Here is a 26,369-nt window from a genome sequence, read left to right as displayed (position 1 = left end):
ATGTCTGCATTGGCCTCGGGCATCCCTCAACGATACCCGGTTATCCGTGGCGGCAACAATAGTGCCATGCTCACTTGATGTTGGCCTTGATCGCCGCGATGGCGTCTTCCTGCGTGTATTCGTGGCTGGCGACGCCGCCCTTCGGAATCTTCGGCAGCGCGGCCTCGAAATCATCCTGTGTGAAGGCAAGATAGGGAACCAGCAAGTCGTGCGGCACGTCGGTGCGGCCGTCGAGCACCTGCTGCGCCACCCAGAAGGCAAGCGTCGATACGCCCGGTGCGATCGATGCCGACCAGGTCTGGTAACCGTCCTTTTCCTTCTGCTCCTTCCACCACTGCAATTCGTCCTGGCGATTGCCCATGATGATGGTCGGGCGCGGCTTGCCGGCGGCGGCGAAAGCCTGCGCCGCGCCGTAGCCGTCACCGCCCTGGTCGACGACCCCGACAACATCCGGCAGCGACGGCAGGATCGTTGCGACGGCTTTCTGTGCCGTTGTCTGGTCCCAGTCGCCGGTCACCGAGCCGACGATCTTGAACTCGGGATGGGCAGCGACACCCTCGAGGATGCCGGCGTGGATGGCGTCGTCGATCGAGGTGCCGGCGAGACCGCGGATTTCCAGGAGATTGCCACCCTTGGGCTGGAACTTGGCCATCTGTTCGACTTCCTGCTTGCCCATGTCCTTGAAGTCGACGACGACGCGGTAGGCGCAGGGTTCGGTGACGATGCCGTCGAACGAGACGACGACGATGCCGGCGTCGCAGGCCTGCTTGATGGCGCCGTTGAGGGCATCCGGAGACGCCGCGTTGATGACGATGGCATCATACCCCTGCAGGATCAGGTTCTGCACTTGCGCTGCTTGCGTCGGCACTTCCTTGTCGGCCGTCGTGAAGACGTCCGCGGCGCCGACCACCTTGTCGGCAACCGCCTTCTTGGTGACGATGGCGTAGCTGTCCAGCATCGCCTGCCGCCAGGAATTGCCGGCGTAATTGTTGGAGAAGGCGATTTTCTTGCCGCTGGTGTCGGCAAGCGCGGTGCCCGAGGCGAGCATCGCCGCAAGGGCGCCCAAAACGAATATTTTCTTCATGTCATACTCCTCCCGTGAGTTGCTGTCTTACTGGTGGCTAATGGCTGGCTGATGGCTGATACGCTCACAACGCTGTTTTTTATCTATTATCAGACAAATGCAGATGGGCGACAAGCTGTCAACAGCAATCCATGGCCGGCGATCAACTTGCGGTGCAATCATTGAAAACGGTTCGGCTCCTGGTCTAGGGATGGCACTGGAGACCGATTTGAATGGCAGCGAACCTTGCCCCGGGTGCACCCGGCATTCCGGCGCGCTGGACCTCGAGCGCCAAGAGCGGCGTCGGCACTGCGCTCTCGCCGGCCTGCCCGATCTGGTTCACCATCAGTCACGGCATTCTCAACGAGATCTACTATCCCCGCCTCGACAGCGCCTGCACCCGCGATCTGGGGCTGATCGTCACCGGACCCGACGGCTATTTCTCGGAAGAAAAGCGAGACGCCGAGCACAGCATCGAACCGCTCGAGGACGGGGTGCCTGCCTATCGGCTGGTCAACACCGCGGCCGATGGAAGCTATCGGATCCAAAAGCGGATCATTACGGATCCGGAACGTCCCGTCGTGCTGCAAGAGATCATTTTCACGCGGCTCAAAGGCGCGGCCGCCGACTACCGCGTCTACGCGCTGCTGGCGCCGCACCTCGTCAACGCCGGCATGGGCAACACCGCCTGGATCGACGGCCATGAAGGACAGCCTGTCCTGTTTGCATCGGGACGCGGCGTCTGCCTGGCGCTCGCCTCGTCGCTGCCGTGGAAGGCGTGCTCGGCCGGCTATGTCGGCGCCTCCGACGGCTGGCAGCAGCTTCGTCAAGGCGGCCGGCTCGATCCGGCCTGCCGCAGGGCCGAGGATGGCAATGTCGCGCTGACCGGCGAGATCGGCTTTTCGGCCGCGAATCCAAAAATATTGCTGGCGCTCGGCTTCGGCACGACACCGCAACAGGCGGCGGAAACCGCTTTTGCCAGCCTGAGGCAAGGTTTTGAGCCCGCGGTCAGATCCTATGGTCAAAAATGGCGCCAATGGCAGGCCGGTTTGCTGCCGCTGGACCGGCAAGCGGCGTTCGGCCTCAATCCCTACCGCATCAGCACTGCGGTGCTGGCGGCACACCGCTCGTCGACCGGAGCAGCCGTCGCCAGCCTGTCGATCCCGTGGGGCTTCAACAAGGGCGACGACGATCTGGGCGGCTATCACCTGGTCTGGCCGCGCGATCTGGTCGAAACCGCCGGCGGTTTCCTCGCCGCCGGCGACCCGGCGGAAGCCTTGCGCATCCTTGGCTATCTGCGCTCGATCCAGCAGCCGGACGGGCATTGGCCGCAGAACGCCTGGCTCGACGGTTCGGCCTATTGGCCGGGCATCCAGATGGACGAATGCGCCTTCCCGCTGCTGCTCGCCGACGCGCTGCGCCGCGCCGGGCATTTGCCGCCTGCGGTACTCTCCTCCTTCATGCCGATGATCGAGCGCGCGGCCTCCTACGTCGTGCGCAACGGCCCCGTCACCGGCGAAGACCGCTGGGAAGAGGACGCCGGCTACAGCCCGTTCACGCTTGCCGTCGAGATCGCCGCATTGCTAGCGGCTGCGGACATGTTCGATGCCGCCAGCAAAACAGAGCCGGCAAACTACCTGCGCGAAACCGCCGATGTCTGGAACGATCAGATCGAGCGCTGGACCTACGTCGCCGGTAGCTCCTCGGGCGATGAAGCCGGCGTCGAGGGCTACTATGTCCGCATTGCGCCGCCCGACAAAGCCGGCGCGGCATCGCCGAAAGACGGCTACGTCCCGATCAAGAACCGCCCGCCGGCCGATACGGACCGGCCGGCCAAGGCGATCGTCAGCCCCGACGCGCTGGCGCTGGTCCGTTTCGGCCTCAGGGCGGCCGACGATCCGCGCATCCTCGACACGGTCAAGGTGATCGACGCGCAATTGCGTTGCGAGCTGCCGCAGGGGCCGCTCTGGTACCGCTACAACGGCGACGGCTACGGTGAGCATGCGGACGGCGCGCCCTTCGATGGAACCGGCCAGGGCCGGCCCGGGCCGCTGCTGGTCGGCGAGCGCGCGCATTACGAGCTGGCGGCGGGGCGCAAGGACAAAGCGGCAAGCCTGCTCGCGACGTTTGAGGGCTCCGCCGGGCCGGGCGGCCTGCTGCCGGAGCAGGTCTGGGATGGTCCAGACATGCCGGAGCGCGAATTGCGGCATGGCGGCCCCTCCGGCAGCGCCAAGCCGCTGGTTTGGGCGCATTCCGAGCACATCAAGCTGCTGCGTTCGCTCCGCGACGGCGCCGTCTTCGACATGCCGCCACAAGGCGTCAAGCGCTATATCGAGGGCAGAACGGTGTCGCGCCTCAGGGCATGGCGCTTCAACCACAAGATCCGTACCATCCCGGCAGGCAAGGCGCTGCGCATCGAAGTTCTGGCCCGGGCGGTGGTTCATTGGAGCAGCGACAATTGGGCTACCGTCCATGACACCGGGACCGCCGCGAACCTTTTCGGCATCTATCTCGCGGAGTTGCCGGTTGCCGACGCCGCTCCGGGCAATAGCATTGTCTTCACATTCTTCTGGTCCGATGCCAGCCGTTGGGAGAATGTCGACTTTTCCGTTGGTATCGACGATGCGTCACAGCCACTAGATCATCGATCCCTCAAGTAAGGCAGGACGAGACCATGCAGATAGGAATGATGGGACTGGGCAGGATGGGCGCCAACATGGTTCGGCGCCTGCTGCGCGATGGCCACGAATGCGTCGTCTACGACATCAACCCGGCGAGCGTCGCGGCGCTTGTGACCGCCGGCGCGGTCGGAGCCGCCTCGATGGAGGACTTCGTCGGCAAGCTGACGAAGCCGCGCAGCGCCTGGCTGATGCTGCCTGCGGCGATCACCGGCCGGATCGTCGACCAGGTGGCCGCCCTGATGGAGCCCGGGGACATCATCATCGACGGCGGCAACTCCTATTATCATGAGGCCGTCGACCACGCCGCGCGCCTGGCCTTGAAAGGCTTGAGCTATGTCGATGTCGGCACCAGCGGCGGCGTCTGGGGCCTCGAGCGCGGCTACTGCCTGATGATCGGCGGCCCTGACAGCGCGGTCCAGCATCTCGATCCGATCTTCGCCACGCTGGCGCCCGGCGCCGACGCCGCTTCGCCTGCCCCCGGCAAGGACGCCGGAACCGCTCCCTTCGGCTATCTGCATTGCGGGCCAAGCGGCGCCGGCCATTTCGTCAAGATGGTCCATAACGGCATCGAATATGGTGTCATGGCCGCCTATGCCGAAGGCATGAACATCCTGAAGTCGGCGAATGCCGGCAAACGGCAGCGCACCGCCGACGCCGAAACCAGCCCGCTGGAAAACCCGCAATATTACCAGTTCGACATTGACATCGCCGAAGTGGCCGAGGTCTGGCGGCATGGCAGCGTCATCGGCTCGTGGCTGCTCGACCTGACGGCAGGCGTGTTGAAGGCCGATTCGGCGCTGACGCAGTTCGGCGGACGGGTATCGGATTCCGGCGAAGGCCGCTGGACGCTGAAGGCGGCGATCGACACCGGCGTGCCGGCGCCGGTGCTGTCGTCGGCGCTGTTCGACAGGTTCTCCTCGCAAGGCGAGTCCGAATTTGCCGACAAGCTTCTGTCCGCCATGCGCTATGCCTTTGGCGGTCATGTCGAAAAACCGAAGGCCGGCTCGTGACGGGCGACAGGGAGGCACGCCCATGAGCCAGGAACGGTCCGACACGCTGGTGCTTTTCGGCGCCACCGGCGATCTCGCCCACAAGAAGATCTTTCCCGCCCTCTACGCCATGGTGGCCAAGGGAACGCTGAACGAGCCGGTGATCGGCGTCGCCTTCGATCCCTGGGACCTCGCCAAGCTGCAGGCGCGCGCTCGCGACGGTATCGTCAATGCCATCGGCAGCATCGACGAGAAGATCTTCGCCAGGCTTGCCTCGCTGCTTCGCTATGTCAGCGGCGACTACCGGGCGCCTGCGACCTTCGAGAAGCTGAAGACCGCGCTCGGCAGCGCTGAGCGGCCGCTGCACTATCTGGCGGTGCCGCCGGCGATGTTCGAGGTGGTCGTCCAGGGGCTGGAACAGTCGGGCGCCGCCCAGGGCGCACGCCTGATGGTCGAAAAGCCGTTCGGCCACGATCTGCAATCGGCGCGCTGGCTGAACCGAGTGCTGCATCTGGTCTTCGACGAGAAGTCGATCTTTCGCATCGACCACTATCTTGGCAAGGAGGCGATCCAGAACCTGCTCTATTTCCGCTTCGCCAATTCCTTCCTCGAGCCGATCTGGAACCGCAACTTCGTCGAGAGCGTGCAGATCACCATGGCCGAGGATTTCGGTGTCGAGGGCCGCGGCCGCTTCTATGATGAGGTCGGCTGCATCCGCGACGTCATCGAAAACCACCTGCTCAACATCCTCTTGCTGCTCGCCATGGAGCCCCCGGTCGGCCGCTCGGCCGACGATCTGATCGACGAGAAGGTGCAGGTGCTGCGGGCGATCCGGACGCTGACCAGGGACGATGTCGTGCGCGGCCAGTTCGACGGCTATCTCAACGAGCCGGGCGTGGCGCCGAACTCGCCGGTCGAGACCTTCGCGGCGGTGCGCTTTTTCGTCGATACCTGGCGCTGGCAAGATGTGCCGTTCTTCATCCGCGCCGGCAAATCCCTGCCGGTGCACGCCACCGAGGTCATCGTGCGGCTGAAGCGGCCGCCGCTCGACGTCTTCGATCCGATCAAACCCGGCGAATGCAATCACGTGCGTTTCCGCATCGATCCGCAAGTGGCGATCTCGATCGGAGCCCGGCGCAAGGCACCCGGCGACGACATGGTCGGCGAACAGGTCGAGCTCACCGCGTTGGACGACAGCAAGGGCGACATGCCGCCTTACGAGCGGTTGATCGGCGACGCCATGAACGGCAACGGCCAGCTGTTCACCCGCCAGGACGCCAGCGAACTCGCCTGGCGCATCGTCGGTCCGGTGCTCGGCGACACCACGCCACCCCCTGTCTACGCGCCAAAGACGTGGGGGCCGGCCGAAGCCATGGCTGGATTCGGGCCGCCGAACGGCTGGATCAATCCAGCGAAATGATTTCTGGGAGGCGAAAGCGATGGCCAAAGCGGTGAAGCGACCGGCACCCGACGCTGAACAGATCGTGCTTGCGATCGACATCGGCGGCTCGCACGTCAAGATCCGCACCAGCGCCGGCGCAGAGGAGCGCAAGACCGCTTCCGGACCGGAGCTGACGCCGCAGCAGATGGTCGCTGCGGTGAAGACGCTCGCCGAAGGGCTGCACTACGATGTCGTCTCGATGGGCTATCCGGGTCCCGTGCACCACAACCGGCCTTTGACCGAACCGGCCAATCTCGGCAAGGGCTGGGTCGGCTGCGATTTCGCCGCTGAGTTCGGCAAGCCGGTGAAGGTCGTCAACGATGCGCTGATGCAGGCCGTCGGCAGTTATGAAGGCGGCCGCATGCTGTTCCTTGGCCTCGGCACCGGCCTGGGGGCCGCGATGATCGTCGATAACGTCGCCCAGCCGATGGAGCTTGCCCATCTTCCCTACAAGAAGCGCGGCAGTTTCGAAGACTATGTCGGCGAACGCGGGCTGCAAAAGCGCGGCAAGAAGAAATGGCGCAAATACGTCTTCGACGTCGTCGACCGGCTTCGCACCGCCATGCAGCCGGATTACGTGGTCATCGGCGGCGGCAATGTCGATGAACTCACCGACTTGCCCGCCGATTGCAGACGCGGCGACAACACACGCGCCTTCGAAGGCGGATTTCGACTGTGGCGCGACAAATCCCTGATTATCTGATATTGCTGATTGTCTGATATTATCGAGCACCGGCTCAGGGTTGTTAATCCCGCGCTGCCGTTAGTATTATTATTCAAAATAATGTGTGACGTGGCGCGGCGTCATTGCATTGCGCAGATTTGCCGACTAGGAATTTCTGCGACCCCCACGGACGGAGAGATAGATTGACCGACGACAACAACAACGCTCGCAAAGACATCGACCTGCTCGAGCTGACCGCCCATATCGTCTCCGCATATGTCGAGAAGAACCGCTTGCCGGCTTCCGGCCTCGGCGATCTCATCGCCAGCGTCAGCGCTTCCATAGGTGGGCTGGGGCAACCGGCAGTGCCGGTCGCCGCGCCGCTGACGCCTGCCGTCAATCCCAAGAAATCGGTGACGCCGGACTACATCATCTGTCTCGAGGACGGCAAGAAGTTCAAATCCTTGAAGCGCCATATCGGCGTTCATTTCGGGCTGACGCCAGACGCCTACCGCGCCAAATGGGGCCTGCCGTCGGACTACCCGATGGTCGCTCCCAACTACGCGGCCTCGCGTTCGCAGCTGGCCAAGGCGATCGGCCTCGGCCGCAAAGCCGCCCCGCCCGCGCCCGTCAAGAGCCGGGGCAGGAAGGCCAAGGCGACGGCTTGATACCAAGGCGAGAGCAGGTTTGATCCTTCAGCGATACCACGTGGGCAGGCGTGGGAGCGCGCTTCGTTATCCTCAGCGAAGCGACGTCGTGGAAACCTTGGTATCCATGCTGCGACTTTCTCCGCGTGGCGAAGGTGCGGAATTTTTTGGTACCAGAGGGACAGCGCCCCCTCTGTCCTGCCGGACATCTCCCCCTCTAGTGGGGAGATTGGCTACCTCGCCAGTCGTCTCTTTAAACGCAGGAATCGCCTTTGACGCTGGAGGTTGGCGAAAGCCGTCGGGACGTCCAATCTCCCCCCTTGAGGGGGAGATGTCCGGCAGGACAAAGGGGGGCGCGAAGGAACTCGACCTGTGCGCCAAATAACCTCTCCACCTCCGCCGAGCGCGTTTGCCATACGCAATTAGCATGGTAGCCCGAAATTCCTTGATCCAGGCCGGATTTTTGCGCGCGCCTCCGGCCGAACTGCGCTAAAGGCTCTCTTGGCCGGACCAGCGCCCATCGTGGAAGTGCCCCGCCGGCCGACATCGCCGCCACGGGGCCTTATTCCATGACCGCAGAATCCCAAGTACCATCCGACCAGCGCTATGCCGCCTTTCGCCACCGGCCGTTCCTGAGCTATTGGGCGGCGCGCTTCCTCTCGACATTCTCCACCCAGATCGTGTCGGTGGCCGTCGGCTGGCAGATCTACGATTTGACCCGCGACCCGTTCGACCTCGGCCTTGTCGGCATCGTCCAGTTCCTGCCTTCGCTGCTGCTGGTGCTGGTCACCGGCGACGTTGCCGACCGTTTCGGGCGCCGGCTGATCATGGCGCTGGCGGTGCTGGTCGAGGCGGGCTGCGCCTTGGCCCTCCTGCTGCTGACGCTGCGCGGCCTCTCCGGGCCGATGCCGGTCTTCATCGTGCTCGCCATGTTCGGCATTGCGCGCGCCTTCTTCGGGCCGGCCTCGTCATCGCTGTTCGCCAATCTGGTGCCGCCTGAGGATTTCGCCAACGCCATCGCCTGGAACTCTTCCGCCTGGCAGACGGCAACCATCGTCGGGCCGGTCGCCGGCGGCCTGCTCTACGGGCTTTCGGCCGAAGCTGCCTACACCACAGCGGCCGTGCTGATGCTCATTGCCGCCGTGCTGATCTTCACCATCCCGAAGCCTGCCCAGCGCAGCAGGACCGACAGGCCGACGGTACAGACCCTGTTCGCTGGCTTCGGCTATATCTGGAGCGAAAAGATCGTGCTCGGCGCGATTTCGCTCGACCTGTTCGCGGTGCTCCTGTCCGGCGCCTCGGCGCTGCTGCCGGTCTACGCGCGCGATATCCTCGAACTCGGCCCGTGGGGGCTCGGCCTGTTGCGCTCGGCGCCCGGCGTCGGCGCCATCTGCGTCGCCATCTGGCTGGCCGGACACCCGATCCGCAACCATGCCGGCCTTGTCATGCTCGGCTTCGTTGCGCTGTTCGGCGCGTTCACCGTCCTGTTCGGCCTCTCGACCATCACCTGGCTGTCGATCGCTGCTCTCGCCTTGCTTGGCGCCACCGACATGTTCAGCGTCTATATCCGCGAGACGCTGATCCAGCTGTGGACGCCGGACGACGTTCGCGGCCGTGTCAACGCCGTCAACCAGGTGTTTGTCGGCGCCTCCAATGAGCTCGGCGAATTCCGCGCCGGCACCATGGCCGCGCTGATCGGCACGGTTCCGGCCGTGGTGGTCGGCGGTGTCGGGGCGATTGCTGTCGCCGGGCTATGGGCGGTGCTGTTCCCGCAGCTGCGCAAGGTGCGTCATCTCAGGGGGCGAAACTAACGTACGACGCGCTTGAATGGCCTCTTGCGGCGAGCTTTAAGCCCGTGTTTGGCCATATCGCTACTTAAAAACCGCAGCGGACTTTTTGGTATTATGGAACATAACTCACCAAATGTTGATCTATTTAAAGATCTCGGCTTGCTACGGCGTTGCCGATTGATGGCTTGGCAGCGCTGGCGGCGACGGTTGGCAACCGCTGACGCAAACGGCTTGAGGTTTTATTGTGCCGTAGATCCGGGTGATGGCATCCTTAATGAAGGGCGACATCAAGACTAGCACAACCCCAATAATAGCCATCGTATACACACGAAAGCTTTTAAGCTGAACAATATCTTCTTGAGCCGCTTTCAGTTTCTCTGCCAATTGATATGCGTTTGTAAATTCTCCAGAAATCTGGTTTATCAATTTAGACGGGATTTCGTAGTAGCCAATCTTGTGTTCGGTGCGAGTAGCAGGCTGATCAAGTGCGGCGATCCAGATCGGAAAAATCTGGTCCCCACGCTTCAAATGAATTCTAGTAGGACCTGCATTGAATACAGCAAATATTAGTTTCCCTTTATACCCAGGATCGACATGGAAACCAGAGATATTAACGAGGCCCCAAAACTTTGCAGTGGCGCGTATCGATATAAAGCCGATCTTATTGAACGGCATTATCACCTCTTCCTCAGTCAGGAGGAAGGCGAACTGTCCGGCATCAATTGAAAATCGATCGTTTGGCTGGAGCTTTTGAACTGTGCTCTTTCCGCCAGGCGCTGAGACATAAATCTCTTCGCCAATGGAAAGCAGGTAGTTTGATTCATCGATTTGTTTTTGCTTGAAAGGGCGTACAGGCGATGTGGAAGGGTTAAGGCCCTTCCACGTCCTATCACTCCAGAATCCGCCAGCTGGGTAGATCTCAGTCGGCGATGTAGAATTGTCGGCCACGTAGCTCCCCCCGCCGCTGCCGTAGCTTCTCTTGAAGATCAAGCTTGCGCTCTTCCGCCTGTTGGAGAGCCCAAGACATTACGTCAGCATTTGCCCTGCGTGCGATCGGAATAAATTCCTCAAGGTGATCAATCTTCTCGCAAGCATCCGCAAAGCGCCCAGCTGCGTCGGCGTATGTTCGCAACGGATCGATCTGTCGTGCATCTTTCCCCAAAGGTGCCGGCGAAACTAGATGCTGATAGAGTGTGTTGGCAGCGCTAAGGGACACCAACACGGTGTCCACTATCGTCCGCTCATACGAAATCGGTTCCGACGATCCACGTGCCAATCTCCCAACATACTTCGCGAAATGAAGGCCGTAATGCTTTAGGCGATCATTTTTAGAAAGGTGCAGAATATCAGTGTGATTGCGCTGATCGTGCCGATATTGCTCTCGCTGAAGGCGCAGCATGTCTGCGTCTGTAAACATGTCAGCAAAGCTCCCCTTGGCCGAACCCACCACCCAGCGTTCGACCTGTATACCGCCGCGAATCATCAATTCGCCATGTATTGGAGGTTTTCCACAAATTAAAGCCCATGGGAATCCCTTCCTGTCCATATGGATAATGTTGCATCTTTCCTCATATAGAGCGGATGCTTGGGAGATCGATCCCGGTTCATCCCAAGCGCAAAAAGTTTAACGCCGTTGCGCTCGACCAGATCGAGGACTGCGGCAATTCTGGCAGAGGCGGCGGCGCGCTTTGCGGCAGGCGGATCGACGCGTCCCCAAGCTGCAATGATCTTGCCCCCTTCGTTTGACACTTCAACGACAGCATCTCGAATATAACTGTCATTTAGTGGGCCTACAGGGTCTTCCGCCAACCAAAGGTCACGCGGCCTCGTGGCAACCATTGCCCAAGGATTTATGAATATGAGCCGCCCAAAGCCAAAGGCCTTGGCATAACCAATCCCACGCCGCGAGGTTGGGTCCTCATTTTCCGTCCCAGCCGTGCTAGGGTTGTGCAATAGGAATGCGATGGGGGGGCCATCACCAATCATCCGGTCCAACCGATAGCGGTATTTGCCACATTCAGAAAAAGTTGCGTTCATGCGGGCATCCCATTGCTGCCTTTCAGGCTTTGAGATTGACTTGCCGGACTCCGATCACGGCCATGCACATCATGAAGAAGGCGCGGTGAAGCGAATGAGCTGCGAGAAGAACCAACCGTTTCGCACAGGCATTCCGGGTCCTCACCGCGGCGCCGGCTTGCCGAAAATCATCGGCAGGAACTCGCTGAGCCAGCGCTTGAGGTGCATGTCCCAGATCAGCCGGCCGCCGAGATGGTCGCGGCCGGGCTGCGCGCCGGGCAGTTCGAAGCGGTGCGCGCCGCGCACCACCCAGCGCTGCATCATTGCCCGGGTCAATTCGCCATGGAACTGGATGCCCCAGGCATTGTCGCCATAGCGGAAGGCCTGGTTGGGATAGGTTTCGGCCGTCGCCAAAAGCGTCGCGTCCTTCGGCAGCGAAAAGCCTTCGCGATGGAATTGATAGACCATCTCCGGCCAATGCATCAGCCTGCTGCCCGCTTCGGTCGCCTTAAGCGGATACCAGCCGATTTCGACGAGGCCCTCGCCGTGGCCCTCAACCCTGCCGCCAAGATGCTTGACCAGCATTTGCGCGCCGAGGCAGATGCCAAGCAGCGGCCGGTTCTCGTCGAGCGGAATTTTAAGCCAGTCGGTCTCGCGGCGGACGAACTCGTCGCCGTCATTGGCGCTCATCGGGCCGCCGAACACCACTGCGCCGGCATGTCCATCCAGCGTCTGCGGCAAGGCCTCGCCGAGCGGCGGACGGCGGATGTCGAGGTCGAAGCCTTCCTCGATAAGCATATGGCCGACCCGTCCGGGGCTCGAATGCTCCTGATGCAGCACAATCAGGATCTTTGGTCTCGGGCTTGGCTTGGGCGGCATTGGAAGGCTGGACCCTGTCTATTCGTCGCTTGACGTTCCGGCAGCACCAGGAGCCGCGGCGGCCGCCTTGAGGCGCGCCTCGACACGGTCGCGACGTTCGACGCCGATCAGCTCGGCGACCCGCCAGACGGTATTGTCCTCGAGTTCGTGCAACTCGCCATCGGCATAGACTATCTCCCACATCAGGCCGATGAAGGCTTTTCGCGCGTCGGCGTCGAGATGGCGCTTGAGCACGCTGGTGAAGGCGTAGAGGTCGATCGCCTCATTGTCGGCCCGCTCGCCGGCAGCCGCCAACGCGTCGAGTTCGTCGCCGCTGATCGAGTAGCTTTCCGCCAGCACCTTCTTGAACCGTTCCCATTCGGTATCCTGGCGCACCCCGTCGGCGTTCATCACGTGGAAAAGCAGGGCGGACGCGGCAACGCGCGGATCGTCGGCGCTGGCGCTGGCGCCACCACCGGACGGCAGATCCCTTAGAAACGACAGAACGCGTTCGAACATCAAATCATTCCCAATAAGGCCGGGTCCACTCGACCCTGATCAGAACAAACGAAACCGGCGCGTCGATTTGTCCGCCGCGTCGTCGGGATCGACGCCGGGGTCGTCGGGCAGCCGCGTCAGCTCCTGCGCCGGCTCGACGGCCTCGGCATCTTCCGGCACTTGGGCAAACGCCGCCGCGGTGATTGGTGTCACATGATCCTCGGCGGCACGGTTTTCGGTCCTCACTTCGGTCGCTGTGCCCGGTGTCTCGGCAGCAACGGCTGTGTGCTCGATCGCCTCGGCTGTTTCCTGTACCGGTTTGGCTGGAGCCGCGATGGCCGGCATCGGTCCCTCCGGAGTCTCTTCATGGCTGTCGATCAACTGGCCGAGCCGCTCCATCGGCGCCCGCCATTCGAATGCGTCGAGCCTGCCGGTGATCGGCGATACCGGAGCCCAGCGTTCGGAGACGACGCCGTCGGCGACCCAGGCAGGGTCGCGCGGCGCTCTCACCGCCTTCGACAGCAACTGCCGCACCTTGCCCTGGTCACCGCTCTCGGCCTCCTCGATGTCGGCCAGCAGCAGATAGGCGCCTTCGCGGCGATCCATGCGGATGGCGGCTTCCGCCTCGCGGCGGGCGGTTGCAAAATCCTGCGCATCGAGCGCGGCGCGCGCCACGGCCAGCGAGGACTCGGCATGATTCTTCTTCAGCTCCTGCAGCTTCTTTGCCCGGTTCAGCCGGTCGAGCACGGCATCGCCCGGCCTGGCATGGACATAGAGCTCCGCGATCTCCGGGTGCGGCTCGGCCTTCCACGCCGCCTCGAGGATTTTCGAGCCTTTGCGCACGTCGTTCTGCCGAAACAGCAATTTCGCCGCGACGACCGCCGCCGGTGCGAAATCCGGCCGCAGCCGGTTGGCTTCGAGCGCCGCCGCCCTTGCAGCATTGGCATCGCTGTCGATCAGCGCCTGCGCCTTGGCAGTCAGCAGCACGGCGCGACGCCGGTTGGCCGCATCGCGCTCGATCTGCCGGGTCGACTTCTGGGCATCGACCAGTTTCAGCGCGCCATCCCAGTCGCCACGCCCGGTCAGGTCTTCCAACGTCGATTCGGCCGCCCAGGCCAGTTGCGGCGCCACCGCCGCTGCCCGGCCGGCATAGTGGCGGGCCGCGTTGCGGTCGCCGAGCCGCTCGGCCTCGAGATAAAGCCCGCGCAGGCCGAGCAGCCGCATTTCGGGATCGTCGAGCATGGTCTCGAATTTTTCACGGGCGCCATCATGGTCGCCTTCAAGCAGCGAGGCCTGCGCGTCGAGCAGCTGGATCAGCGGCTCCTGGTCGGAGCGGATCAGCTTTGCCGCTTCCTTGGTCTTCTTGCGGGCGAGCGCGCCGTCACCGGCGCCGGCGGCGATCATCCCGGTCGACAGCGCCTGATAGCCGCGGTCGCGGCGACGCACGCGGAAATAGCGCGAGATCGTATAGGGACTGTTCCACAGCGCCTTGACCAGCCACCAGACGATCATCACCGCGGCAACCACGGCAACGACCGCCACCGCCGCGACCATGAGGCCGACCTGGTATTGATAGCCGTTGAAGGTAACGAGCATTTCACCCGGCCGGTCGGCCAGCCAGGCGAAGCCGAGCCCGAGCGCAAAGACGACGGCAAGGAAGGCGAGGATGCGGATCATTGGGTTCCTCACGCCTTCATCGCGCCGGCGATGAGCGAATCGATCTGTGTCTCGACCTCCATCCGCGCTTTCAGTTTCCCGGCAAAGTCGGCGCCGGCGGCCTTGGCCGCCTCGGGCAGGGCTTCGTATTCACTGAGCGCCTTGGCGTAGTCGCCCTGATTGACAGCGACCTCCATGCGGGCAACGGTTTCCGGGACGCCGGTGCCTTCGACGGCGCCGATCGGCCTGACCTTGACCAGCGATTCGGCGCTCGACAGCAGCTTTTGCAGGATGCCGGCATTCTGGTCGACAGGCGTCGCGGCAGCGACCATGGCGTTGGCGGCGGCGTCCGCTTCGGCGGCAATCTCGGCCCGCGTCGGCACCCCCTTTTCGGCATAGGCGCGCAGCGTCGCGATCTCGGGCGCATCCGGTGAGATCGCGGCAAAGGTTTCGAGTTCGGCTGCGAACGGTGCACCTCGGTCGAGCGCAGCCTTGAGCGCCGAGGCGGCAATGGCCAGCGCGATCTTCGGCTGCGAAGCCTGTGCATCGACCTTGCCCGAGAGCTGGGAAACCGACTGTTCCAGGGCCGCAAGCCGGCCTTCCTGCGCCTTTGCCGTTTCGCCGGCTGACTTCACCAGGGCGTCGATCGCGGCCAGCCTTTCGTTGAGCGGGCCGAGATCGACTGGCGCCGTGCCGCCGGCCTTGCCGAGGGCCGCGACCGCCTGCTCGATCTGCCGGACCTTGTCGCCAAGTGCCGCCAGCCCGGCATTGTCGCCGGCGCCGCCTTGTTCGACGGCCGACTTCAACGCCGCGACGTCCGCCCTGACCTGGTCCAACGCCGACGACAGCCCGTCCACCTTGGCCGAGGCGTCATTGTTGGCGTCGGCCTGTCGGAGGTCCGCGACCTCGCGTTTCAGCGAAACGATCTCGCCATTGACCGCGTCGAGCGACACGCCGCCCGACCCCGGCGCACCGAGCAGGCCGGCAAATTGCAGCCCGCCGGCTGCGGCGAGCGCGATGACGCCGCCGACAATGCCGGCGGCGATGCCGCTGATGCCGCTTCGCTTCGGCTGCGCTGCCATATGGTCGTCCCTCGTCTCAGCTGTCTTCTCGCCGGAGCCTGGGATCCCCGGTTCGTTGGCCCCGGTTGGGCTGGATGCATCTTCGAAACTGTAGTCGGAAGCCGTGGAGCGCCCGGCCGGCGCATCCGAACCGGCGGGATAAGAGGTTTCCGTTTCCCGGGTAGGATCGGCGCCGGCATCCGCCGGCTCTTGCGTGCCGGCCGGCGCGGCTGCGTCGGCATGTTCCCATGGCTCGAGATCGGTCTGGTCGGCATGCACCGGCTCTTCAGGCGGCTCGGGCTGCGAGGCGTTCGCCGCTTCCTCGGCTTTCGCCTCGTCGGTTTGCGCCCCCGCTGACTCTGCATTGTCTGGCTGCTGTTTGCCGGCTTCCTGTTCGGCGGCGACTCGCGAGACGGCGCCGGGCTCGAGCTCGATGGTCACCGGCTCACGGCGGCTCTTGGAATGCCGCATCTTCGGCGTCTTGACCATGCTCGGGCTCCGCAAAATTCGCTTCGGATGGTTTGAAGGGTCTAGCACATCACCAAGCGGTGAAAAGGGGCGGCGTGATGACGCCACGGCTTTGGAATTCAGTTTTGGCAAAACGCCGCAGCGATTTTGGGACACGGCATGCGGGACCAGAAATGAAAAACCCGCCTCGGCGGCGGGTCGTTGGCGCGAATCAGCACCTAAGTGATTTTCTAGCATAGCTGCCGGCACAAAGCAAGAACAAAATGTGGCTCGAGGGCGAATCGTCCATGTTGGCGCTGCCCGCCAAGCTGCCGATCTCCCCCCTTGCGGGGGAGATCGGCAGCTTCGCCGACAGCGCCTACTGCGGAATAAATTGAGGATGCCAGCAGGAGGTATGCCAACGTCCGAAACAGGCGGATGCCGGTCAGCGCGGCGCCTGCAAAAGTCCCAGCAGCGCATCCTCGCTGGGCTCAGGCGCAATCCGGATCTCGGCGACGTCGCCCAACGCCGCGGCGATGCGCCCCGATAATCCGAAAAAGCGCGTTTTTTCAAAAACACCACGCAGCGCCGGCCGGCTAGCCAGGGCCTGCATAGCGGTGGCCGCCTTGGCCGAATAGAGCAGCACCGCCTCGACCGGCTGGGCGGACAGGCGCGCAAGAACGGCCTCGTCGGAGTAATCCAGGACAACGGTGTCGTAGGTCTCGACGGCGCGGACCTGAACGCCCGACGCCAACAGCCCTTCCTCGAAGCCGGGAAATCGCACTCGCCCGCAGAGATAGACGATCGTCTGCCCCGCGTAACCGCCAGCAAGCGCATCGGCCAGCGCCTCGGCATTGCCCGGGCCTTCGCTGACCGACAGAAACCCGGCAGCGCGGGCGGCTTCCGCCGTCTTCCTGCCGACGGCGTGGCACGGCAAGCCGGCGAGCGCCGCGATGACCTCTTTCGGCGCATGGCGAACGGCATTGGCGCTGGTGGCCGCGACCGCCGCGGCGTCAGCGAGCGCGCCGGCATCGACCGGCAGCGCCACGGTTCCGGTCAATGGCAGCAGGATCGGCTGAAAGCCGGCATCCGCAAGCCGGCGCCCCGTGCGCGACGCGCCCGGTTCGGGCCTCGTCACAAGGACGCGGAGCATGTCAGGTCCAGCCATCGAAGAATGTTTCGCCGGCCCTGGCCCGAACGGTCGCCGCGGCTTCCGCGCCAATGCGCGCCGCCTCCTGCGCCGGCCCTTGCAGCCTGACTTCATGCGACTGCGTGCCATCGGGCGAGATGATCAGCCCGGCAAAGGAAACCGTTCCGCCCGATATCGTCGCATGTCCGGCGATCGGCGTGCGGCAGGACCCGTCGAGCGCCGCCAGGAAGGCGCGCTCGCAGGCCAGCGCCTCGCCGGTCGGCCCGTCGTGGATCGCTGCCAGCATCTGTTCCACGTCGCGGTCTCCGATGCGGCTTTCGATGCAGATCGCGCCTTGCCCCGGCGCCGGCGGAAAGACGTCGAGCGGCATCAGGTCGGTGACCACGTCTTCGAGCCCGAGCCGCTTCAGCCCGGCATAGGCGAGGATGGTGCCGTCGGCGATGCCGTCGTCGAGCTTGCGCAGCCGCGTCTGCACATTGCCGCGAAACATCACCACTTCGACGTCCGGCCGCATCCGCCGGATCAGCGCCTGGCGCCGCAGCGACGACGAACCGACCCTGGCGCCTTGCGGCAGGCCGGCAATCGTTCGCGCCGCCTTGCCGATGAAGGCATCGCGCGCGTCTTCGCGCGGTAGGAACGCGGACAGTTCCAGCCCCTCGGGCAACAGCGTCGGCATGTCCTTCGACGAATGCACGGCGATGTCGATGCGGCGCGCCAGCAGCGCCTCCTCGATCTCCTTGGTGAACAGGCCCTTGCCGCCGGCTTCCGACAGCGGCCGGTCCTGGATGCGGTCGCCGCTGGTCGAGATGACGACCACCTCGAAAGCTTCCGCCGGCATGCCATGCGCCGCCATCAGTCGCGCCTGCGTTTCATGCGCCTGCGCCAGCGCCAGCGGGCTGCCGCGTGTTCCGATTTTCAAGGTTGTTTGCATGACGCGCCGTCCGTGATAACCCCCGGCAGGTTTTCGGGTTTTCTCCTATCGGGGAAAGGCCGACAGTACAATCTGTACGATTTTTGGACAGCGACGAATTGATCCGCGTTCTGGGCATCGAGACGAGTTGCGACGAGACCGCCGCCAGCGTGGTGGCGCTGGACGGTCGCAGCACGCCGCAAATCCTGTCGAACATCGTGCTCAGCCAGATCGAGGAGCATGCCGCTTTCGGCGGCGTCGTGCCGGAGATCGCCGCGCGCGCCCATGTCGAGGCGCTCGACGGCATCATCGAAGCAGCGCTCGCCGATTCCGGCGTCGACCTCGCCGATATCGATGCGATTGCCGCCACCGCCGGTCCCGGTCTTGTCGGCGGGCTGATCGTCGGCCTGATGACGGCCAAAGCAATCGCCGCGGCAGCCAAAAAACCGCTGATCGCCATCAACCATCTCGAAGGTCACGCGCTGACGGCCAGATTGATCGACGGGCTCGACTTTCCCTACCTCTTGCTGCTGGTCTCCGGCGGTCATACCCAGATCGTCGCCGTACGCGGCGTCGGCGACTACCAGCGCTGGGCGACGACGATCGATGACGCGCTTGGCGAGGCCTTCGACAAGACGGCCAAGATGCTCGGCCTGCCCTATCCGGGCGGACCGAATGTCGAGAAGGCGGCGGCAACCGGTGACGCGACGCGTTTCGCCTTTCCGCGCCCGATGAAGGGCTCGGTGCAGCCCGATTTTTCCTTCTCCGGCCTCAAGACCGCGGTGCGCCAGGCGGCAACCGCGATCGCCCCGCTGAGCGATCAGGATGTTGCCGATATCTGCGCCTCGTTCCAGGCGGCGGTGGCGGATGCGCTGGGCGACCGTGTTGCGCGGGCGCTGACCCGGTTCCGTCAGCAATTCCCGGACAAGGCCGAGCCTGCATTGGTTGTCGCCGGCGGCGTGGCCGCCAATCGGACCATCAAGGCGACATTGCAGAGTCTTTGCGAGCAGGCCGGGTTCAGCTTCGTCGCGCCGCCGCTCAACCTCTGCACCGACAATGCGGCGATGATCGCCTGGGCCGGCATCGAGCGCCTGCGCGCCGGCATATCAGGTGAAAACGCCGCCGATCTCGTGCCGCGCTCGCGCTGGCCGCTGGACAGCATCTCGGCCCCGATGGTCGGCTCGGGCCGGCGTGGGGCCAAGGCATGACCGGCAGCGAGCACAAGGCGCCAAGCGGCTGGCGCGTCGCCGTGCTCGGCGGCGGCGCCTGGGGCACGGCGCTGGCGCTGGCCACGCTGCGCGCCGGTCATTTCGTCCGCCTCTATGCGCGCGACCCGGAGACCGTCGCGGCGGTCGACCGTGGCGAAAATCCGCGCTATCTGCCGGGCATCGCGCTCGATCCCGGCATCGTGGCGACGAGCGACATCGAGGCGGCGCTCGACGGTGCCGACTGCGTTCTGGCGGTGGCGCCGGCACAGTCGTTACGGGTTATGCTGACGGCCGCGTCCAGCCATATGCCGAAAGGCGTCCCGCTGGTCCTCTGCGCCAAGGGCATCGAGCGCGACACCGGCGCGCTGCTGTCGTCCATTGCCGAGCGTATCCTGCCGGCAAATCCGGTCGCCGCTTTGTCGGGCCCAAGCTTTGCCACCGACGTCGCCAGGGGCCTGCCGACGGCCGTCGTGGTCGCCGCCCGCGACGAGGCTCTGGCCACCGACCTCGCCGCCCGCTTTTCGGCGGAAAACCTGCGCTGTTATTCGAGCGACGACCTGATCGGCGTCGAGATCGGCGGCGCGCTGAAGAACGTCTTTGCCATTGCCGCGGGTGCCGTCACCGGCGCCGGGCTCGGTGCCAGCGCCCAGGCGGCGATGGTGACGCGCGGTTTCGTCGAATTGCGCCGCATCGGCGCCGCCTTTGGCGCCAAGCCGGAGACGCTGATGGGGCTTTCCGGCCTCGGCGACCTGTTGCTCACCTGCTCGTCCGCGCAGTCGCGCAATTTCGCTTATGGGCTGGCGCTGGGGCAAGGCAAGCCGCTTGCCGGCTTGCCTTTGGCGGAAGGCGTGCCGACGGCGGCAATCGCCGCCCGCATCGCCGGCGAGCGCCGGATCGACGCGCCGATCATTGCCGCCGTCGCCGCCATACTGGACGGCACCATAACCATAGACCAGGCTGTATCGGCATTGATGACACGGCCGCTCAAGACCGAAACCGACATGTAATTCCCAATGATTGCGGAGATGGAAAAGATGCTGTTTGCGCTGATTTGCAAGGACAAGCCAGGAAGCCTGCAGGTGCGGCTCGATACGCGGCCCAAGCACCTTGCCTTCCTGGAAGGGCTGAACGGCGACAAGAAATTGGCCTTCGCCGGCCCGTTCCTCGACGCCGACGGCAAGCCGAACGGCACTCTCGCCGTCGTCGAGGCGCCAGATCTGGCTGCGGCAAAAGCCCTGTCGGCGGCCGATCCCTATACCAAGGCAGGGCTGTTCGAAAGCGTCGAAATCCGGCAGTGGAACTGGAGCTTCAACAAGCCGGCGGACATCTGATCGCGGCGGCACCTGAGGAGGAGCAACACAATGAACTACTGGCTGTTCAAATCCGAACCTTCGGTCTTCTCCTTCGAGGACCTCAAGGGCAAGGCCGGCACGCAATGGGACGGCGTGCGCAATTATGCGGCGCGCAACAACATGAAGGCGATGCAGATCGGCGATCTCGGCTTCTTCTACCATTCCAATGACGGGCTCGACATCGTCGGCATCGCCGAAGTCTGCGCTCTGGCCCATCAGGACAGCACCACCGACGACCCCCGCTGGGAGTGCGTCGATATCCGCGCCTTCAAGGACATGCCGAAGCCGGTGACGCTGGAGCAGGCCAAGGCCAATCCACAGCTGGCCGACATGGCGCTGGTGCGGCTCGGGCGGCTGTCCGTGCAGCCGGTGACGCCGGCCGAATGGCAAGAGGTTTGCCGCATGGGCGGCCTGACGCCGGCGCCATGACGGCGCTGACGCCGGACAGCGCCAGGAAATTCATCCTCGACAACACGGCGCTGATGGCGCCGCCGCATGTGCCGGAGGTCCGCCTGCACCTGGCCGACGAGGCACATGGATTATGGCAGCGGACCGAGGACGAGCTGACCGAAATCGGCCTGCCGCCACCCTTCTGGGCTTTCGCTTGGGCCGGCGGCCAGGGCCTTGCCCGCTACATCCTCGACAATCCGGCGGCGGTGCGCGGCAGGCGCGTGCTCGACTTCGCCTCAGGCTCCGGCCTTGTCGCTATTGCAGCAGTGAAGGCCGGCGCTGCCGAGGTGATCGCCGCCGATATCGACCCGTTCTGCGCGACCGCGATCCGCCTCAATGCCGAGGCCAATGGGACCGAGATCGAATTCCTCGCCGGCGATCCCATCGGCAGCGATGCCGGGTGGGACGTCGTGCTGGCCGGCGATGTCTTCTACGACAAGTCCTTTGCCGACGGGCTGATGCCGTGGTTCGCCCGGCTGAGGGCGCGCGGCGCCGACATTCTCGTCGGCGATCCCGGCCGCTCCTATCTGCCGAAGACCGGGCTGGAGCCGCTTGCCGTCTACGAAGTGGCGGTGACCCGCGCGCTGGAAGACGCCGAGATCAAGCGCACCACCGTCTGGCGTCTTGCTTGACGGCATCGCCGAACAGGCGTTCCATCGCGCAATCGACCGGAGGGAACCATGGATTTTTCGGCAATCAATTGGCTGGCGGTAATCGTCGCCGCCGTCGTGGCGTGGTTGTTCGGCGCCGCCTGGTACATGGGTTTGAGCAAGCCGTGGCTGAAGGCCGCCAAGCTTGATCCGACGACGATGAGCAAATCGATGCTGCCCTTCGTCGTCTCCTTCGTCGCGGAGATCGTGATGGCGCTGGTCATGTCGCTGATCATCGGCGCGGTGACCGGCGGCGAACCGAGCCTGCTTGCCGGGGTGATCTTCGGCTTCGTTCTCTGGCTGGGGTTCGTCGCCACGACGCTTTCGGTCAACCATCGCTACGAAGGTTTCGGCTGGGATCTGACGCTCATCGATGTTGGTCACTGGCTTGGCGTGCTGCTTCTCATCGGCGCGGTGATCGGCTGGTTCGGCGCGGCGGCGACCGGCTGACCGTCAGGTCGGCGTCTTAGCGACTTCCTCGAGGAGCCAATCGCGAAAGGCGACGATGCGCGGATCATTCGCCGCCGTTTCGGGATAGACCAGGAAATAGGCGAATTCGGGCGCGACCTTGATGCCGAGTTCGAAGGGCCGGATCAGCCGGCCTTCCGAAAGGTCGTTTGCCACCATGGCGAAATCGGCGAGCGCAACCGCGTTGCCGTCGAGCGCGGCCTGGACGGCATCGGTCGAATTGCCGAACACGATGGTCCGGCTGTCGTCGAAATCGTCGACGCCCGCCGCCGCCATCCACATGCTCCAGTTCGGCCAGGTGACGCCCTGGCGCGACCACTCGATATGCGCCAGTGTATGATGAAACAGGTCGCGCGGCTCCTTGAGGGGCGGCCCGGCCCGCAACAGGGCCGGGCTGCAGACCGGAATGATGACGTTTTCGAACAGCCGGTGCGAGCGAAGCCCCGGATATTTTCCGGTGCCGAAACGGATGCCGAGATCGACGTCGTCGCGATCGAAGTCGCGCACCTCGTAGCTGATGTCGAAACGCAGCTCGATTGCCGGATGCTGCTTGCGAAAATCGTCGACGCGCCGCATCAGCCACTTCGTCGCGAATTGCGCATCGAGGGTGACCTTCAGCAGCGCCGAACCGCGCGCCGTCTTCTGCGCCCGTGAGACGGCCCGGCCAAGCAGGTCGAGCGCATCGGTCGAAGCTTCGAACAGCACCGCACCCGCCTCGGTCAGCCGGATCGTGCGGCTGGTGCGTGTGAACAGCACGATGCCGAGTTGATCCTCGATTTCCTTGATCTGATGGCTGACCGCTGCCGGCGTCAGGCCGAGCTCGTCGGCGGCGCGGGTGAAATTGAGATGCCGGGCCGCTGCCTCCAGCGTCCGCAGCGCACGGGTTCCAGGCAGCAGGCGCGCCATCAGTGCCAGACGAGGAGAGTTCGGTCGAGCATTCCAATTCTCAAACAAAACTTGAAGATGCAGAAAAAAACTACTCGTTTCCCGTTTTGATTTCAATCGGTCATGATCTGGTCATCGAAGAAACATCAAACCGGATTTGATGTCCGGAGAAGCGGATTGCACCATGTCTGACATCGCCTTGCGCTCTGTAATCCTCCGCGCGACCTGGCTGCGCGCCATGCTTGACTGGTTTCGCTACGCAAGAATCGCGGTCAATCTTCCCTACGAGAATGTCGAGGATCTCTCCGATCGCCAGCTGCGCGACATCGGCGGCGAACGCAAGGACATCGCACGCGCCATGGACCGCGAACTCGGCCGGCTCGGCCTTCTCGACACGGGTTGGCAGCTGCCGAGGAAGCGCTAGGACGGTGTAGTGAGTAGTGAAGCTAAGCGGCGGCTCCGCGAATATTCTTCCCGGCCAATTCCCTCACTATTCTCCCCTACCTTACCACCCTTATCACCGTCCGTTCCGACAGCAGCGGCAGCAGCCGCGCCATGGTGCGGGCCGTTACCGCGACGCAGCCTTGCGTCGGCGTGAAGCCGGGGCGCGCCAGGTGGAAGAAGATGGCGCTGCCGCGCCCGCGCCGGCGCGGCACAATGTTCCAGTCCAGCACCAGGCAGGCGTCATAGAGATCGTCGGTGCGCAGCATCCGTTCATGGCTAGCGCCATAGGGGATTTTGACCGGGCGGTTGTAGTTGCGGTCCCCAGGCACTTCGCACCAGCCGAGGTCGCGGCCGATCGGCGTCATCGCGAGCCGCGTCCGGCGGCCGCCGGCAAAACGGTCGCCGCGAAAATATCCCGACAATATCCGCATCGACGCAAGCGGCGTGGCGCCGTCGCCCTCGCGCTTGGCGGCCGAGATGCCGCCATGCCCCAGCGCACATGGAAACACCAGTTTGCCGGCCTGCAGAAAGCCCTGGCTGGCATGGCCCGGGCGCGCGCGCACGGTGAGCACGGCGAGCCCTTTCGGCAAAATTGCGCCGACTGCATTGCGATCGTGTTTTTTCTTGTATGATCGTCCCACGGAACAAATCACTGTGAACGGCTGTTGTGCCGGTCAGCTTCCGCATAAACAGGCTGCGGTCAACTGAAATCTCTTTTCAAAACAACGGATTGATCCATGACTTCACGCACCATTCTGATCGTCGACGACGATGACGACCTGCGCGGCACCCTTGTCGAGCAATTGTCGCTTTATGAGGAATTCGATGTCCTGCAGGAAGCGACCGCCGCCAAAGGCATCGCCACCACGCGCGGCGGGCTTATCGACCTGCTCATCATGGACGTCGGCCTGCCCGACATGGATGGCCGCGAGGCGGTAAAGATATTGCGCAAGGGCGGCTACAAGGCGCCGATCATCATGCTGACCGGCCACGACACCGATTCCGACACTATCCTTGGGCTCGAGGCCGGCGCCAACGACTATGTGACGAAGCCATTCCGCTTTGCCGTGCTGCTGGCCCGCATCCGCGCCCAGCTGCGCCAGCACGAGCAGAGCGAGGACGCCACTTTCTCGGTCGGCCCCTACACGTTCAAGCCCAGCCAGAAGCTTCTGATCGACCCGCGCGGCGCCAAGGTGCGGCTGACCGAAAAGGAAGCCTCGATCATCAAATATCTCTACCGCGCCGACCAGAAGGTGGTGACCCGCGACGTGCTGCTGGAGGAAGTCTGGGGCTACAATTCCGGCGTCACCACCCACACCCTGGAAACGCATGTCTACCGGCTGCGCCAGAAGATCGAGCGCGATCCTTCCAACGCGGAAATTCTCGTAACAGAAAGCGGCGGCTACAAGCTGGTTCCTTAAACATTTCATTATTCAAATAAGCGATCCGGGCGGGGCGCTTTTCGGGTACGGTCCTGAGGCTGGAGGTGGTTCTGGATCGGCCTCGTAGGGGAGGAGTCGGACTGACGGTTCGGGGACATAGCTAGATGGCGCTGGATGACGACATCCGCATCCTGTCCACCGTGAGGCTCTTCGAGGGCTTTACGCAGGAACAACTGCGTCTGCTCGCCTTCGGCGCCGAAACCACCAGGTTGCAAGCCGACCACAAGCTTTACCGCGAGGATGACGCGGCCGATTGCGCCTATATCGTGATCAGCGGCCGCATCGTCCTCTACCGCGAGCACGACGGCGAGCGCATCCCGATCGGCACCGCCGGCCCCGGCACCATGCTCAGCGAACTGGCGCTGATCGCCGATACCAACCGGCTGACCAGCGCCTCTGCCGAAATCGATTCGGAAGTGCTGCGGCTCAGCCGCAAGATGTTCCGCCGCATCCTTGAGGAATACCCGGAGCTGGCGGTTCACCTGCACCAGCGCATCTCGGAGGATTTCCTGGCGATGATCCGCCGCATCGAGGAACTTGGGCCGCGTTTTGCCGGCTAATACAGCGCCTCTGGTCTAACCAGATCGGTTTCGGAACTGCGAGTTCTCAAGGCCGGTGCGTTGCGGAAACAAGCTCGGCCTTGCGCCGCGCCGTCTCCAGTCCGAGCGCAATGAAGCGGCGCGCATGTTTGGCCAGCTCCATATTGTCGGTCCACAGATTGCGCCAGATGGCGGTTTTCCGCGACAGGTTCTCATCGACGATTTCCGACGAGAAGGATTCGAAGCTGAGGTCGTCGCTGTAGCCGATGGCGGTCAGCGCGTCGAATATCGCGGCAAAATCGATATTGCCGGTGCCGAGGAAGCCGCGATGGCTCTCACCGATATGGACATAGCCGATCTTGCTTGCGGCGTTGCGAATGGCCAAGCCGACATCGGCCTCCTCGATGTTCATATGGAAGCTGTCGAGATGCAGGAAGATGTTGTCGGAGCCGCTGTCCGCGATGAAGGCCATGCCTTGCGCGGCGGTGTTGAGCAGGTTGCTTTCGAAGCGGTTGACGATCTCGAGGTTGAGGCTGACGCCAGCTGATTTTGCTGTCTCGGCCACCTCGGCAAGCGTGCCGGCGCTGCGCTTCCACTGGTCGCGCGTCGGCGCCTCGCTCTGCAATCCATGGCTGGTGCTGAGGATGCCGGCAACCTTCTGTCCGCCAAGATCGCGGGTCAGCGCGATCGTACGTCTCAGGATTTCGACTCCGCGCGCCGCAATCGTTTTGTCGGCGCTCGAAATATCGCCGTCGGCCGGCAGTCCGATGCTGATCGCGACGCCGAGGCCGAGGTCGCCGATCCGCTTGGCCAAGCCGTCAATGTCGACATTGGCGGGGTCGAGATAAGAGAATTCGATCAGGTCGAAGCCGGCCTCCCTGGTGTTGGCCAGCGTCCGCTCGAGGTCGCTCTGCGCCGAGCTCGCCGACCAGACGAATGAGTGGATTCCGATGCGCGACATGATTGTCTCCGGTCATTCCAGGAGTAGCGGACCCAAGTCCAAATCGGCTTTTGGCAATCCATTGCTCCGATAAAAAGGTGCGGCCGGGCGTCCAGGCCG

The 26,369-nt window shown here is 63.9% G+C and carries 28 protein-coding genes; 15 read left to right on the top strand and 13 right to left on the bottom strand.

The window, feature by feature from the left end; genetic code table 11:
* Positions 1–70: 70 nt before the first annotated feature.
* Positions 71–1,084: an ABC transporter substrate-binding protein gene (locus NKH50_RS05950; protein ID WP_254817784.1), complete on the bottom strand. Its 1,014-nt coding sequence runs from the start codon at positions 1,082–1,084 to the stop codon at positions 71–73.
* Between the two features lie 212 nt (positions 1,085–1,296).
* On the opposite strand from NKH50_RS05950, the gene NKH50_RS05945 reads away from it, so the two are divergent.
* From NKH50_RS05945 to NKH50_RS05920, 6 genes are all read left to right on the top strand, one after another.
* Positions 1,297–3,723: a glucan 1,4-alpha-glucosidase gene (locus NKH50_RS05945; protein ID WP_352877296.1), complete on the top strand. Its 2,427-nt coding sequence runs from the start codon at positions 1,297–1,299 to the stop codon at positions 3,721–3,723.
* A gap of 14 nt (positions 3,724–3,737) precedes the next feature.
* Positions 3,738–4,754 carry a phosphogluconate dehydrogenase (NAD(+)-dependent, decarboxylating) gene (gnd, locus tag NKH50_RS05940; protein ID WP_352649406.1) on the top strand — a complete coding sequence of 339 codons (1,017 nt, stop codon included), beginning with the start codon at positions 3,738–3,740 and terminating at the stop codon, positions 4,752–4,754.
* A 22-nt stretch (positions 4,755–4,776) separates the two neighbouring features.
* On the top strand, positions 4,777–6,153 hold the full coding sequence (gene zwf, locus NKH50_RS05935; protein WP_352479999.1) for a glucose-6-phosphate dehydrogenase: 1,377 nt from the start codon (positions 4,777–4,779) through the stop codon (positions 6,151–6,153).
* Positions 6,154–6,172: 19 nt separating this feature from the next.
* On the top strand, positions 6,173–6,877 hold the full coding sequence (locus NKH50_RS05930) for an ROK family protein (protein WP_352509110.1): 705 nt from the start codon (positions 6,173–6,175) through the stop codon (positions 6,875–6,877).
* A 164-nt stretch (positions 6,878–7,041) separates the two neighbouring features.
* A complete protein-coding gene (locus NKH50_RS05925) occupies positions 7,042–7,506 on the top strand; it encodes a Ros/MucR family transcriptional regulator (RefSeq protein ID WP_352479997.1) in 465 nt (154 codons plus the stop codon).
* A 548-nt stretch (positions 7,507–8,054) separates the two neighbouring features.
* Positions 8,055–9,296, top strand: a complete 1,242-nt coding sequence (locus NKH50_RS05920) for an MFS transporter (RefSeq protein WP_352479996.1) — start codon at positions 8,055–8,057, stop codon at positions 9,294–9,296.
* Between the two features lie 141 nt (positions 9,297–9,437).
* Here NKH50_RS05920 and NKH50_RS05915 read toward each other — a convergent pair whose 3' ends face one another.
* The 9 genes from NKH50_RS05915 to hemC all read right to left on the bottom strand — a co-directional run bounded on the left by NKH50_RS05915 (position 9,438) and on the right by hemC (position 17,892).
* A complete protein-coding gene (locus NKH50_RS05915; protein WP_352877293.1) occupies positions 9,438–10,223 on the bottom strand; it encodes a dCTP deaminase domain-containing protein in 786 nt (261 codons plus the stop codon).
* Positions 10,195–10,761 (bottom strand): hypothetical protein, encoded by a 567-nt coding sequence (locus NKH50_RS05910; protein ID WP_352877291.1) that lies wholly within the window; start codon positions 10,759–10,761, stop codon positions 10,195–10,197. Before NKH50_RS05910 ends, NKH50_RS05915 begins: the two co-directional genes overlap by 29 nt.
* 29 nt (positions 10,762–10,790) lie before the next feature.
* Positions 10,791–11,312 (bottom strand): DUF1643 domain-containing protein, encoded by a 522-nt coding sequence (locus tag NKH50_RS05905; protein ID WP_352877289.1) that lies wholly within the window; start codon positions 11,310–11,312, stop codon positions 10,791–10,793.
* A 141-nt stretch (positions 11,313–11,453) separates the two neighbouring features.
* Positions 11,454–12,170, bottom strand: a complete 717-nt coding sequence (locus tag NKH50_RS05900) for a glutamine amidotransferase (protein WP_352877287.1) — start codon at positions 12,168–12,170, stop codon at positions 11,454–11,456.
* A gap of 18 nt (positions 12,171–12,188) precedes the next feature.
* Positions 12,189–12,668: a tellurite resistance TerB family protein gene (locus tag NKH50_RS05895; RefSeq protein WP_352877284.1), complete on the bottom strand. Its 480-nt coding sequence runs from the start codon at positions 12,666–12,668 to the stop codon at positions 12,189–12,191.
* Between the two features lie 39 nt (positions 12,669–12,707).
* Positions 12,708–14,324, bottom strand: coding sequence for a heme biosynthesis protein HemY (locus NKH50_RS05890; protein ID WP_352877282.1), 1,617 nt, complete (start codon positions 14,322–14,324; stop codon positions 12,708–12,710).
* A gap of 8 nt (positions 14,325–14,332) precedes the next feature.
* Positions 14,333–15,853 (bottom strand): COG4223 family protein, encoded by a 1,521-nt coding sequence (locus NKH50_RS05885; RefSeq protein ID WP_352877280.1) that lies wholly within the window; start codon positions 15,851–15,853, stop codon positions 14,333–14,335.
* 403 nt (positions 15,854–16,256) lie between these two features.
* Positions 16,257–16,964, bottom strand: coding sequence for a uroporphyrinogen-III synthase (locus NKH50_RS05880; protein WP_352877278.1), 708 nt, complete (start codon positions 16,962–16,964; stop codon positions 16,257–16,259).
* 1 nt (position 16,965) lies between these two features.
* Complete coding sequence (gene hemC, locus NKH50_RS05875) at positions 16,966–17,892, bottom strand: hydroxymethylbilane synthase (protein WP_352877276.1); 927 nt, start codon at positions 17,890–17,892, stop codon at positions 16,966–16,968.
* Positions 17,893–17,993: 101 nt separating this feature from the next.
* Between hemC and tsaD the strand changes: the two genes are divergently transcribed.
* From tsaD to NKH50_RS05845, 6 genes are read left to right on the top strand one after another with little or no spacing between them, the layout of a single operon-like run.
* Positions 17,994–19,079: a tRNA (adenosine(37)-N6)-threonylcarbamoyltransferase complex transferase subunit TsaD gene (gene tsaD, locus NKH50_RS05870; RefSeq protein WP_352509123.1), complete on the top strand. Its 1,086-nt coding sequence runs from the start codon at positions 17,994–17,996 to the stop codon at positions 19,077–19,079.
* Positions 19,076–20,086, top strand: a complete 1,011-nt coding sequence (locus tag NKH50_RS05865) for an NAD(P)H-dependent glycerol-3-phosphate dehydrogenase (protein WP_352877274.1) — start codon at positions 19,076–19,078, stop codon at positions 20,084–20,086. The genes tsaD and NKH50_RS05865 overlap by 4 nt, the downstream gene beginning before the upstream one ends.
* 27 nt (positions 20,087–20,113) lie before the next feature.
* Positions 20,114–20,410, top strand: a complete 297-nt coding sequence (locus tag NKH50_RS05860; RefSeq protein WP_292663798.1) for a YciI-like protein — start codon at positions 20,114–20,116, stop codon at positions 20,408–20,410.
* 30 nt (positions 20,411–20,440) lie between these two features.
* Entirely contained in the window at positions 20,441–20,860 is a 420-nt protein-coding gene (locus NKH50_RS05855) for an EVE domain-containing protein (protein WP_352877271.1), read from the top strand.
* The gene (locus NKH50_RS05850) at positions 20,857–21,513 is read left to right on the top strand and encodes a class I SAM-dependent methyltransferase (protein WP_352807399.1); all 657 of its coding nucleotides are present in this window, start codon (positions 20,857–20,859) and stop codon (positions 21,511–21,513) included. The genes NKH50_RS05855 and NKH50_RS05850 overlap by 4 nt, the downstream gene beginning before the upstream one ends.
* A gap of 48 nt (positions 21,514–21,561) precedes the next feature.
* Positions 21,562–21,981 (top strand): DUF1761 domain-containing protein, encoded by a 420-nt coding sequence (locus tag NKH50_RS05845; protein WP_352479990.1) that lies wholly within the window; start codon positions 21,562–21,564, stop codon positions 21,979–21,981.
* A gap of 3 nt (positions 21,982–21,984) precedes the next feature.
* Here the strand turns inward: NKH50_RS05845 and gcvA are convergent, their stop codons facing one another.
* Positions 21,985–22,905: a transcriptional regulator GcvA gene (gene gcvA, locus NKH50_RS05840; RefSeq protein WP_352479989.1), complete on the bottom strand. Its 921-nt coding sequence runs from the start codon at positions 22,903–22,905 to the stop codon at positions 21,985–21,987.
* A 163-nt stretch (positions 22,906–23,068) separates the two neighbouring features.
* Between gcvA and NKH50_RS05835 the strand changes: the two genes are divergently transcribed.
* The gene (locus NKH50_RS05835) at positions 23,069–23,308 is read left to right on the top strand and encodes a hypothetical protein (RefSeq protein WP_352877268.1); all 240 of its coding nucleotides are present in this window, start codon (positions 23,069–23,071) and stop codon (positions 23,306–23,308) included.
* A 76-nt stretch (positions 23,309–23,384) separates the two neighbouring features.
* On the opposite strand, the gene NKH50_RS05830 is transcribed toward NKH50_RS05835, so the two are convergent.
* Complete coding sequence (locus NKH50_RS05830) at positions 23,385–23,921, bottom strand: L,D-transpeptidase family protein (RefSeq protein WP_352801958.1); 537 nt, start codon at positions 23,919–23,921, stop codon at positions 23,385–23,387.
* Positions 23,922–24,065: 144 nt separating this feature from the next.
* On the opposite strand from NKH50_RS05830, the gene NKH50_RS05825 reads away from it, so the two are divergent.
* Positions 24,066–24,749: a response regulator transcription factor gene (locus NKH50_RS05825; RefSeq protein ID WP_352877266.1), complete on the top strand. Its 684-nt coding sequence runs from the start codon at positions 24,066–24,068 to the stop codon at positions 24,747–24,749.
* A gap of 125 nt (positions 24,750–24,874) precedes the next feature.
* The gene (locus NKH50_RS05820; protein WP_352479987.1) at positions 24,875–25,330 is read left to right on the top strand and encodes a cyclic nucleotide-binding domain-containing protein; all 456 of its coding nucleotides are present in this window, start codon (positions 24,875–24,877) and stop codon (positions 25,328–25,330) included.
* Between the two features lie 46 nt (positions 25,331–25,376).
* Here NKH50_RS05820 and NKH50_RS05815 read toward each other — a convergent pair whose 3' ends face one another.
* The gene (locus NKH50_RS05815; RefSeq protein WP_352877264.1) at positions 25,377–26,270 is read right to left on the bottom strand and encodes a sugar phosphate isomerase/epimerase family protein; all 894 of its coding nucleotides are present in this window, start codon (positions 26,268–26,270) and stop codon (positions 25,377–25,379) included.
* Between the last annotated feature and the right edge of the window lie 99 nt (positions 26,271–26,369).

Source organism: Mesorhizobium sp. M1027, assembly GCF_040318745.1.
Taxonomy (GTDB): domain Bacteria; phylum Pseudomonadota; class Alphaproteobacteria; order Rhizobiales; family Rhizobiaceae; genus Mesorhizobium.
Note: the sequence above shows the minus strand (reverse complement) of the source record. Positions and strands in the feature narration are given on the sequence as shown.